This is a genomic window from Sphingobium jiangsuense, from assembly GCF_014196495.1.
GTDB lineage: Bacteria > Pseudomonadota > Alphaproteobacteria > Sphingomonadales > Sphingomonadaceae > Sphingobium > Sphingobium jiangsuense.
The window spans coordinates 74,749-85,732 of the sequence record NZ_JACIDT010000016.1; the positions used below are offsets into that span (position 1 = coordinate 74,749).

The window sequence follows — 10,984 nt, forward strand, 5'->3', positions numbered from 1 at the left end:
GGGAAATCTCTCTCACTCAGTCTTCGGGAGCGATAGTGACCGTCAGGCCGGACAGCGCGTTTGTCATCAGGAGTTGGCAGGACAGGCGCGAATCGCCGTTGCGATGCGGAGATCCATCGAGCAGGTCGTGTTCGTCGTCCGTTACCGGCGGCAGATGCGCGGTGAAAGCCGGGTCGACATAGACATGGCAGGTCGCGCAGGAGCAACAGCCGCCGCACAAGGCCAGCAATTCATCAAAACCGGCATCGCGGATGGCTTCCATCACCGAAACATCGGTGGATGCCTCGATTGTCTGCCGGGTTCCGTCGCGTGTAATGACATTCAATTCAGGCATGACTTTCCTCTACTGGAATCATTTCATCGCTTCGTCCCTACTCATTCCACCCTGTCTTCCCCCTGTCGAAAGACAGGTCTCGAAATTGGCTATTTCACCTCAACCTGAACGGGAAAGCGATCGAAATAGAAGCCGAAGGGCTGCCTTAATTCTTCTCCGGTCACATGGAAGTCGCGTTCGAGATCATATATGATCCTGCCCTTAGCCTGCTCCCCATGTTCGGCCAGATAGCTGTGCAGATCGGCCAGCGCCTGATCGGTCAGGGGGATGTCGGCGACGCGGTAGATTTCCTTGAGGATCGGATCGGGATTTTTGATCCATTCGTGAAAATAGACGTCGATCGTCTGCTCCAGGGGCAGGATATCGCGATCCCGCACGCAGGCGTGGAGCAGCTTCTCATAGCGATCGGGCCAGTAGCCGAGCGGTTCTTGTATGTCGATCGTCTTGCGGAACATGCGCGCCGCATAGGTATACATGGTGAGCTGCGAGCGGATCGAGCCGACCGGATCGCGATGGGTCAGGACGAAAGTGGCGTCGGGAAAGGTCTTATAGAGCGCTGGCAATTGTTCCATATGCTGCGGGCATTTGATGACCCAGCGGTTCGGCCCTTTCAGAAAGGTGAGAACCTGCAAGCATTTTTTCAGATAGGCGTAGGTGCCGGACTGATCGTGGCTCAGATAATAGTCGCGCCAGCGCGGCACCAGCGCCAGCCACTCGATCAGATAGGAGGAAAAGTCGGGCGCCTGGAGTTCGATATCCTCGCTGATATGGTCGGGCGAAAATTCGTGCATGATCGCCATATAGGGCAGGATGGATTCCATCATCCGCCAGCCCGTTTCGGCCTTGGTCCAGCGCGGATTGCCGTCTTGGGGAGTCGGGGCTTCGTCGGACGCGGGAACCGGCGCGATCGCTTCCCACCAGGGCAGTGAGCGGAAACGACGGTCGGCAGACAGCAGGCCGAGCAGATGCGTCGTGCCCGACCTTGGGAGGCCCGCGACGATGACCGGCCGGTCGATCCGGATGTCCAGTATTTCTGGGTGACGCTTCACCATATCCTCGATCCGCAAGCGGGTCGCGGCATAGCGGATCATCATCTGGAACAGATTGGCGCGCGTGACGGCCGAGGCGTTGGCGTCCTCGTCGATCGCCTGACACCAGACCGCCAGCCGCTCGCGGAAATCGTCCGCGCCGAAATCCGTCAGGCCCGTCTGCGCTTGCGCCGCCGCCAATATGATCTCGGGCCGGAAGACGATCTGGTCCGCCGCCGCTTCCGCCCCGGCGATCACCTGCTTCTGAATATCGGTCAGCACGGGACGATGCAGGTCGGTAATGTCGATGATGTTGCGGCGCGCGGCCTTTTCCTGCGTGGGGCTGCCCATGTCGCTCTCCTTGTATCGATGCGCCGATTAAAAGCGCGCGCCCTCTCTTCGGCAAGGTGCGCAGCCATTGCCGTCGCGCCAAATATCGCGTCATAACGCCATGCCGCATGTTGATTGCGGCGCGGCGGGCGAAACCGTGCGGAGAGGATGGATGAACGCTGTTTCCCAGGTTTATGATCTGCCTGTCACCCCGGCGATGGAGTGCACGGTCAGGGGACGAATCGCGTTGCCCGGCGTGGTGATGGAGCTGCATCATTACCGCTTTCGCGGTCAGCAGGGCGGGATTTTCTCGCCGCCCCGCAGCTTTCTGGATCTGGCGCTGTCGCCTCGACCCGGTCGGCCTTGCGGAGGCTATGGCGGGATTGCGGACGGCAGGGCGGCTGCCGTGGGCGACGTGCTTTTCGTTCCGGCTGGCAGCGAGCTTCATACCCGGTGGGGAGAGGGCGAGCAGACATCGATATGCTGCGGCTTCGACGGGGCGGGGTTCGATCATGACGGGCCGGACCTGTCGCACGACGCCTTGCAGGCATCGCTCGACGTTCGCAGCCCGGCGGTGCGCGACGCGCTGCGGCGCATCGCGGGCGAGATCGCGCAGCCGGGCTTTTGCAGCGAGATGCTGGCGCAGGCGACATGGCTTCAGGCGGCGATCGAGTTGCAGCGCTATCTGCGTCTCTCGGGCAGCGATGGCGAAATACGGGCGGGTGGCCTGTCCCGCGCTCAGCTCCAAACCATCAGCGATCGCATCGAGCAGCCCGGCAAACCGCCGTCCGTCGCCGAGCTGGCTGCGGAATGTGGCCTTTCCACCCGCCACTTCTTCCGCCAGTTCAAGGCCGCGACAGGCCAGACGCTCACCCGCTACGCCACCGACCGCAAGATCGATCGAGCCAAGCAGTTGTTGCGTCGGGCTGGCCCCGTGATCAAGGTCATCGCCTGGGATTGCGGCTTCGACAGCGCGGCGGCCTTTTCAGCCGCCTTCCGCAAGGCGACAGGGCTGACGCCCCGACAGTTCCGCGAGGGCATGATGCATTGAAGGCAGGGCCGTTTCGCGATGACATTGGCGCGATCGCGAAAGCCGCCCCGCTTGTGGACGAACGCCGCCGCCAGCAATGTTGCGCTGAAGCGATGGCCCTGACCGGGTGGCTATGGAGAGAATGGATATGCCGGAAAACCTGTTCGACCTCAGCGGCAAGGTGGCGCTGGTCACGGGCGCCAATTCGGGCCTGGGCTTCGGCTTTGCCCGCGGCCTCGCTCGCGCCGGCAGCGACGTCATCATCTGGGGACGGCGCGCCGACCGGAATGAGGAAGCGGCGGCGGCGTTGCGCGCTCATGGCGTGCGCGTGTTCGCCGATGTCGTCGATGTCGCAAGCGAACCGTCCATCGTCGCCGGTTTCGCCCGCGCGCTCGATGCCATGGGCCGGGTCGACACGGTGGTCGCCAATGCCGGTATCGCCAGCCGGGTGCCGTTCACGGAGATGGACGTCGCCACCTATCGCAAGCTCATCGATGTCAATCTCGACGGCGCGGTCTTCACCCTGCGCGAGGGCGCGCGGCATATGGCGGCGCGGGCCGAGGCCGGCGATCCGGGCGGGTCGCTTATCATCTGCGGCAGCGGCTCCATCTTTCAGGGCGTGCCGACCATGGCCCATTACGGCATCGCCAAGGGCGCGCTCAACGCGCTGGCCAAGGCGCTGGCGGCCGAACTCGGCCCGATCGGCGTGCGCTGCAACGTCATCGCGCCGGGGTTCATCGAAACCGAAATGACGTTCGCGGACCCGGACGTGGGCAAGAAACTCGCCGACATGGTCACGGCGAAGGCGCCGCTCGGCCGCGCGGGCAAGCCTGCCGACCTGGAAGGAGCCGTCGTCTACCTCGCGAGCGACACGGCCGCCTACCATACCGGCGACACGCTGGTCGTGGACGGGGGCAAGATGTTCGCCAACTGACCGTCCGGTAGGTGCGGCAAAGGGGTTTTCGGCGGAGCTGTCGATATTATCAGGAGAGAAACATGTTCGCCCGGCCCAACAGCCAGCATAGCCAGGTCGCCTATGTCACCAACGATCTTATCGCAGCGATGGCCGCGCTCAAGGCTGCCTATGACACGCCGGGTTTCTTCGAGATGTCGAACATCCAGCCCGGCGAAGATCCGGCCGGCAAGCCGGTGCTGAAGATCGCGCTGGCGGTGGTCGGCGGCGTGGAGATCGAACTGATCGAGCCTGTCGGCGACACGGCCCCGCTGTTCAAGGACTTCCTGCCCGATGACGATGGCCTGGCCATCCGTTTTCATCATGTCGCGACCCGGATCGAGGGGCCGCTCGCCAATTGGGACGCGCATGTCGTCTCGCTCGACCTGACCCGGCATCCGGTCGTGTTCGAGGGAGCGATCGGCGACATGCTGCGCTACATCTACACCGACGAGCGCGCGACGCTGGGCCATTATGTCGAGCATGTCTGGATGTCGTCCGACCTTCTGTCGCAGTTGCGCGCGCTCACGCCAAGCTATCCGCCCGTGAAGGACTGATCGTATGACCATAGCCCTGTCCCGCCTCAATTTCCGTGACATCGGCGGCCTGCCGACCGGCGGCGGCGGTCGGGTCCGGCCCGGCATCCTGTTCCGGTCCGAAGGCCCGGCGAGCTTCGTCGAGGATCATCATGCGGAACTGTCGGAACTGGGCTTTCGCGCGGTAGCGGACCTGAGATCCGAGACCGAACGGCAGGCCGCGGCCCATGGCTGGTGCGGGCCGGATTGCCGGATGCTCGATCTCGACATGAACACGGACTTGCGCGCGCAGGGGGAGGACATGTGGATGTCGCTCGGCCGCGATCCGACCGCGGCCCGCGCCGCCGAGGTGATGGAGCATAATTACGGCCTGATGCCGCAAGCCTTTCTGCGCCATCTGCCGCTGATGGTCGACGCGCTGCTTGCGCGTGACACGCCGATGCTGGTCCATTGCACCGCCGGAAAGGACCGGACCGGCGTTGTCGTCGCGCTGTTCCTCGATCTGCTCGATGTGCCGCGCCCGGTGATCATCGAGGATTATCGCAAGTCCGATACATTCGGCCAGAATTTACGCAGGTCGGGCCATTTGAAGAGTGACCTGCAAAAGACCTTCGGCTTCGTGCCGCCCGACGACATGGTGGCGGTGCTGATCGGCGTGCGGGATGATTTCCTCGCGCGGGCGCTCGACACGGTTTCGGCGCAATGGGGCGGAGTCGAAGGCTATTTCGACGCGGCGGGCGTGGACGGCCCTCGGCGTGCGGCACTGCGGCGGCTGCTTGCCACAGACTAGGCGGGAAATGTGCGCGGGCGTGTCCGCCGCATTGGCCGGGCTGCTGCTGCCCGGCGGTGGCGCGCTGGCCCTGCCCACAGACCGGAGCGGATTGGTGGAGAACAATATGAGCGACAACGGCATTTTCGAATGGGAAGACTTGCTCGACCAGCTTCGCCCCCTGGGCCAGTTGATGCGCGATCGCATCCCGCCAAGGCTGCGGAACGACCCGCGCGTCATGCAGGAATCGATACGGCTGCTGCTCTCGGGCGTGTTGCGGACCACCAACGACGCGATCATGCACGACCGCAGCCACCCGATCTTCGTGCCCGAACTCAACATCTGCCAGAATATCTTTCAGCCCAATGCGGACACGATCTACAAGGCGGCGCTAATCGAAAAGGGTGGCACCTACCGTATCCGGGGCGATCGCGGCACCACGCGGATGATGATCCTGGCGCAGCTTGGCCCCGACACGCTGCGCACCGGCCAGCATCACCCCGCGCAGGATGCCAATGATTTCGACGACCTGCATATCGGCCCGGACGGTCAATTCGATGTCATTCTGTCGCCGGAGCGGCCCGCCGGGCATGCGGGCGACTGGTGGGAACTGAAACCCGATACCGAAAAGCTGATGATACGGATCGTCGCTTGCGACTGGGGTATAGAGCGCGAACCACGCCTCGGCATCGTTCGCCTGGATGCCGGGCATGCCGCCAAGGGGCGCCCGACGCTGGCGCAACTCGCCCATCGTTTCAGCGAGATACCGGCCACCGCCGCCGTCTGCGCGCTGGCCTTTCCCGACAAGGTGCAGAAGCTGCGCGACGAGGGATTGATCAACACATTGAAGGTCGTCGACTTTTCCCAGATGACGGGCCTTGCCCGGCAATCCTATTATGAAGGCGCCTATGAACTGGCCGATGACGAGGCGCTGATAACCGAGGTCCGGATTCCGAAGGAGGTCGACTATTGGTCGCTGATCCTGACCAACGAGCTTTATGAGACGACCGATTGGTATCATAACCAGTCCAGCCTCAACGCGGCGCAGGCGGTGGTCGATGGCGACGGCTATTTCCGCGCGGTCATTTCCGCGCGCGATCCGGGCGTCCATAACTGGCTCGACACGTCGGGCTATTCCAGCGGCGCGGTGCAGGGGCGTTGGTTCAACACCGATGAACGGCCCACGCCGACGATGAAAAAGGTGAAGCTGGCCGATGTGCGCGGCCATCTGCCCGCCGACACGATGCTGGTGACGCCGGACGCGCGCGCCGAAGCGATCCGCGAACGCACGCTCCGCGCGCACACGCGCATCATCTGGTAAGGGGAAGGGGCGATGAGCGACGCATTGGCCATGCTGTTGGATTATGAGGCGATCCGCAATGTGAAGGCGCGCTATTGCCGCTTTCTGGACACCAAGGACTGGGACGGCTTTATCGGTCTGTTCACCCCCGACGCCGTGATGGATGTGGAGGAAGATACCGGCCATCCGCCGATCAGCGGCCATGCCGCCATTCTGGACCAGGTGCGCTTCGCCGTCATCGATGCGCAATCGGCCCATCAAGTCCACTCTTCGGAAATCGACCTGTGCGGCGATGAGGCGCATGTCGTCACGGCGATGCAGGATCGGGTGGTGTGGGCGCCCGGGAAATGCCCGATTCCCGGCGGCCAGTCGATCACCGGCTTCGGCCATTATACCGAGCGCTATGTGCGGCGGGACGGGCAGTGGAAGATCTCCGCGCTCAAGCTCACGCGCCTCTATGTGGAAGTGCATCCGGCACCTGCCTTTTGACAGGTTGCCAATAGTCCTCCCTCCGGCAATGCAGTGGCATATATCTGAGAGGACATGAGAATGACGATAGCGGTGGAACCGGGCGCACAGGCGCTGTTCGACAAGTTCGGCACCTATATCCTGCCCGGACGGGTCAATGATCCGCGTCGCGGCATCGACGAGGCCAAGGAGGCAGAGCGTATCGGCCTTGGTTGCGTATGGATTTCCGAGCGCTATGCTCTGAAGGAGCCGGCGGTGCTGGCCGGCGCGGTGGCAGAGGCCACGTCGAGGATCCGCATCACCGGCACCATGTACGCGACCATGCGTCATCCGCTCGTCACCGCCAGCGTCGCCGACATGATGCAGGCGATGAGCGGGGAACGGTTCCGCCTGATGTTCGCGCGGGCGGTTCCGGCCTATATGAAGATGCTGGGATCACCGCCGATCACCATGGAGCGGCTGGCCGACCTTATCTCCATCTGCCGTCGCCTGTGGGCGGGGGAGAAGATCGATTATGAGGGCGTGCTAGGCAAATTCCCGGCGATCAGCCTGACCGACCGCCATGGCGGCACGCCCCCGCCGATCATCTTCACCGCGATCGGTCCCAAGAGCCTGGAATTCGCCGGTGAGTATTGCGACGGCGTGCTGTTGCATCCCTTCGTCTCGGCGCAAGGGGTGAAGAACAGCGTGAAAATCGTCCGCGATGCGGCGGAAAGGGCCGGGCGCGATCCCATGTCGGTTCGCATCTACCATAATATCATCGTCGCGCCCGATCTGCCCAAGGATGAAGAGGAAGCCGTTGTCGGCGGCCGCGCCATCACCTATTTCGAACTGCCCGGCTTTGGCGACCTGATCGTCGATATCAATGGCTGGGATAAGAAGGTGCTGGAGGAAATCCGTGCCCATCCCAAGATTGCGAGCCTCAACGGCAAGCCGGCGGATCAGGCCTATACCCGGCAGGAACTAGTCGATGTCAGCCGCCTCATTCCGCAACAATGGCTGGACGAGGGCGCCGCTGTCGGGACCGCCGCCCAATGCGCCGACCAGTTGATGGCGTTTCTGGACGCCGGCGCCGATGAAATCCTGCTCCACGGTTCGTCGCCCAAGGATATGGGGCCGCTCATCACCGAACTGAAGCGTACGCTGGCGGCAAAGGGGCTGTAATCATGGAACCGCTGACCCCTGATCGGATCACCACCCAGTTGCAGAACTGGCTGGCGAGCGAGAAGCCAGACTGGCGCGACATCAGGGTTCGTCCGCTCGACGTCACGTTGGGCGCGGGCTTTTCGGCCGATATATTTTTCGTCGATGTCGATTATGCCGATCAGGCAGGCCCGCAAAACCAGACGCTGGTTGTGCGGCGTCAGCCAATGGATCTGGAAGTCGTGTTCGGCAGCAGTCTGGCGCTTCAGGGCAAGATGATGGCGGCGCTGGATGCGCGCGGCGATCTGCCCGTGCCGCCATGGATCGGCATGCATCTCGATCCCGACATTCTCGGCCTGCCTTTCCTCGTCATGGGCAAGGTCGAAGGCGAATGCGCCAAGCAGAAGCCTAATTATAATGTGGAAGGCTGGCTGGTCGACATGACCCCGGAGCAGCGGAAACGCAGCTTCACAAATGCCATCACCGCTTTTGCCAGCCTGGCGACGATCGATTGGCGCGACGGGTTCGAATTTCTGGCCCAGCCGGAGAACGGGAAGCCGGGCCTCGACCAATATGTCGGCGCGCTGGAGGCGTGGCACAAGGCGGCCGGACGTGGCCGCCCCATGCCGATCGTCGATACCGCGATGGCCTATGTGCGCGCGAACATGCCGGCCGATGCGGGGGTCAATGTGTTGTGGGGCGATCCCACGCCGTCGAACGTCATGTTCGCGCCCGATGGCAGCGTCAACGCGCTGATCGACTGGGAGCTTGCGGCGCTGGGACCAGCGGAACTGGACCTCGCCTGGTGGCTCTATTTCGACGATCTGTTCGGCCGCCGGTTCGGCGTCGCCCGGCTGGAAGGCTTGCCGGGCAAGGAAGAGACCATCGCCATCTGGGAAACCGCGAGCGGGCAGGAGGCCAGGCATCTCGATTATTATGACATCGTCGCCGCGCTCCGCATGGCGCTGGTTGCGGTCGGCGCTTTCGACCGGCAGGTCGGCATCGGGAACATCCCGTCCACTAACAAATCGCTCAACGACAATTTCATGACCCTTTATCTGGCCGAAAAGCTGGGGTTGCCCATCCCCGAGCTGGGACCGGATTTCGTGGCGTTCATGAAGAATCTGACCCCGATAGAGGACAAGGCGGCCTGAGGTCATCCGTTCTGCGCGAAATGGGCATTGGCCGCTTGACGACGCCCTCCTCAATTAAATATACAGTGTGGAATAATAATATATAGGAGAAGGTGAACCATGGCGCGGCGGTTGGTCGGGATGTGGCGATGAGCGCGGTTGTCGCGGAGCGCTTGCCTCTCGACGCCGAGGCCCTGATCGCGGAAGCGCGCGCCGCGACCGGCCTTGTGGACTTCGGGCCGGACCTGTCCTTCATGACGGGCTTTCACAGGCTAGTCGCCGCGGTCGAAGCGATGGAGCCGCCAGCCCGGTTGCGGGAGACCGCGCATCACAAGATCGTCGGCCTGCTCGCAACCCGCCTGCGTTTCATCGAAGATGAAAAGCAGCACCCGGACATAGTGGCGCAAGATGTAGGCGATCCGCTGATCGTCTGCGGTTTGCCGCGCACCGGCACCACTATCACCTATGACCTGCTCTGCCTCGATCCGGATGCACGCGCTCCGCGCGAATGGGAATGGTATATCCCATGGCCCGCCCCGGAAGAGGCCAGCTTCGACAGCGATCCGCGCATTGCGCAGGTGCAGGCCATTTATGAAAACTGGCTGAAACATGCGCCGCAACTCGCCGACATCCAGCGGATGGACTGCACGCAACCTGGCGAGTGCAACCATGGCATGATGTTGCATTTCGCCAGCACCAATTTCCCGGCCGAACTGGGAGTCCCCGATTTCGCCCGCTGGTTGCAGGAAACCGTGCCGGAAGGGCAATATCGCACCCACAAGCGCATGCTCCAGCAATATCAGTGGAAAGGCCCCAGGGGCCGCTGGACGCTGAAATCGCCGCAGCATCTGATGGACCTGCCCGGTCTGGTCGATGCCTATCCCGGCGCGATGCTGGTGTGGACCCATCGCGACCCGGTGCTGACATTTTCCTCGCTGTCCAGCATGATCGCGGGTTTTCTTGCAGCCGTGGGCGGCGCGAACGATCTTGAGGCGATCGGCCGTTCGGTGGTCGACACCTGGTGCGCGGCGATGGCGCGCGCGAACGAAGCGCGGGCGAACGATGCGGCGATCGAGGCGCGCATCCTCGACCTTGCCCATCGCGATATCGTCGCCGATCCGATGGCGGCAATGCAGCGCATCTACGACCGTTTCCGCTTGCCTTTCACCCCCGCGCATCGCGCACGCATCTCCGGCTTTCTGGCCGATAATCCGGCCGCCAGCCGGCTCGGCAAGCACAGGCACAGCCCCGAACAGTTCGGCATCGACCCGGACGAGGTGCATGAACGCCTCGCCGGCTATTATGCGCGTTACGGTCATCTCTTCAACCGCGCCTAACCTTCTTCCAGGAGCATGAGCATGAGCGTTCTTGACCGTTTCCGCCTCGACGGGCGCACCGCCATCCTGACCGGAGTGGGGCCGGGGGTCGGCGAGCATGTTGCCAAAGCCTATGCCGAACTCGGCGCGAACGTCGTCATCTCAGCCCGCTCGCGGGAGCGGCTCGACCGGATCGCTGGAGAGATCAACGCGGCGGATGGCGGCAGGGCGATCGCCATCGCCGCCGATGCGGGCGAGAAGGCCGATCTTGAACGGCTGGTGGCGGGAGCCCGCGACGCCTTCGGCCCGATCCACATCGTCTTCAACAATGCGGCGGCCGGTGTGGTCTATGCCGCCGATGGCGGGCTGTGGGCCAATACGGACGAGGTGTGGAAGACGGCAATGGAGGTCAATGTCATGGCGACGTGGCGCCTGACCGAATTGACCGAAGCCGACATGAGGGCGCATGGCAAGGGCAGCATCATTTCGGTCCAGAGCTGCGGCGGCTTCACCCCGATTCCCCCCGCCGTCGCCTATGGCGTGTCGAAGGTGTCCGGCGTCAGCGCCAATGGCACAGATTTGAGGTTGTGAATTAAGGAGGATTTGGGCTTCGTCGTAGTGACGAAGGAACGAAGATGAAGCCCA

The 10,984-nt window shown here is 63.2% G+C and carries 12 protein-coding genes; 10 read left to right on the forward strand and 2 right to left on the reverse strand.

Features of this window, described 5'->3' with window-relative positions; translation table 11 throughout:
- Positions 1-16 precede the first annotated feature (16 nt).
- On the reverse strand, positions 17-334 hold the full coding sequence (locus GGR43_RS18115; RefSeq protein ID WP_188073359.1) for a 2Fe-2S iron-sulfur cluster-binding protein: 318 nt from the start codon (positions 332-334) through the stop codon (positions 17-19).
- A gap of 89 nt (positions 335-423) precedes the next feature.
- Positions 424-1,713 carry a sulfotransferase family protein gene (locus tag GGR43_RS18120; protein WP_188073360.1) on the reverse strand — a complete coding sequence of 430 codons (1,290 nt, stop codon included), beginning with the start codon at positions 1,711-1,713 and terminating at the stop codon, positions 424-426.
- 151 nt (positions 1,714-1,864) lie between these two features.
- Between GGR43_RS18120 and GGR43_RS18125 the strand changes: the two genes are divergently transcribed.
- The 10 genes from GGR43_RS18125 (at position 1,865) to GGR43_RS18170 (ending at position 10,930) form a co-directional block, all read left to right on the forward strand.
- Positions 1,865-2,743, forward strand: a complete 879-nt coding sequence (locus tag GGR43_RS18125) for a helix-turn-helix transcriptional regulator (RefSeq protein ID WP_188073361.1) — start codon at positions 1,865-1,867, stop codon at positions 2,741-2,743.
- Between the two features lie 121 nt (positions 2,744-2,864).
- A complete protein-coding gene (locus GGR43_RS18130) occupies positions 2,865-3,656 on the forward strand; it encodes an SDR family NAD(P)-dependent oxidoreductase (RefSeq protein WP_188073378.1) in 792 nt (263 codons plus the stop codon).
- A 62-nt stretch (positions 3,657-3,718) separates the two neighbouring features.
- Entirely contained in the window at positions 3,719-4,231 is a 513-nt protein-coding gene (locus GGR43_RS18135; protein WP_188073362.1) for a VOC family protein, read from the forward strand.
- Positions 4,232-4,235: 4 nt separating this feature from the next.
- The gene (locus tag GGR43_RS18140) at positions 4,236-5,000 is read left to right on the forward strand and encodes a tyrosine-protein phosphatase (RefSeq protein WP_188073363.1); all 765 of its coding nucleotides are present in this window, start codon (positions 4,236-4,238) and stop codon (positions 4,998-5,000) included.
- Between the two features lie 19 nt (positions 5,001-5,019).
- On the forward strand, positions 5,020-6,300 hold the full coding sequence (locus tag GGR43_RS18145) for a DUF1214 domain-containing protein (protein WP_284276788.1): 1,281 nt from the start codon (positions 5,020-5,022) through the stop codon (positions 6,298-6,300).
- A gap of 12 nt (positions 6,301-6,312) precedes the next feature.
- Complete coding sequence (locus GGR43_RS18150) at positions 6,313-6,768, forward strand: nuclear transport factor 2 family protein (protein ID WP_188073364.1); 456 nt, start codon at positions 6,313-6,315, stop codon at positions 6,766-6,768.
- A 60-nt stretch (positions 6,769-6,828) separates the two neighbouring features.
- A complete protein-coding gene (locus tag GGR43_RS18155) occupies positions 6,829-7,911 on the forward strand; it encodes a TIGR03857 family LLM class F420-dependent oxidoreductase (protein WP_188073365.1) in 1,083 nt (360 codons plus the stop codon).
- 2 nt (positions 7,912-7,913) lie between these two features.
- Complete coding sequence (locus GGR43_RS18160) at positions 7,914-9,044, forward strand: phosphotransferase family protein (protein WP_188073366.1); 1,131 nt, start codon at positions 7,914-7,916, stop codon at positions 9,042-9,044.
- Between the two features lie 128 nt (positions 9,045-9,172).
- Positions 9,173-10,360, forward strand: coding sequence for a sulfotransferase family protein (locus GGR43_RS18165; RefSeq protein WP_188073367.1), 1,188 nt, complete (start codon positions 9,173-9,175; stop codon positions 10,358-10,360).
- Positions 10,361-10,381: 21 nt separating this feature from the next.
- Positions 10,382-10,930 (forward strand): SDR family NAD(P)-dependent oxidoreductase, encoded by a 549-nt coding sequence (locus GGR43_RS18170; protein WP_246343900.1) that lies wholly within the window; start codon positions 10,382-10,384, stop codon positions 10,928-10,930.
- The last annotated feature ends 54 nt before the right edge of the window (positions 10,931-10,984 follow it).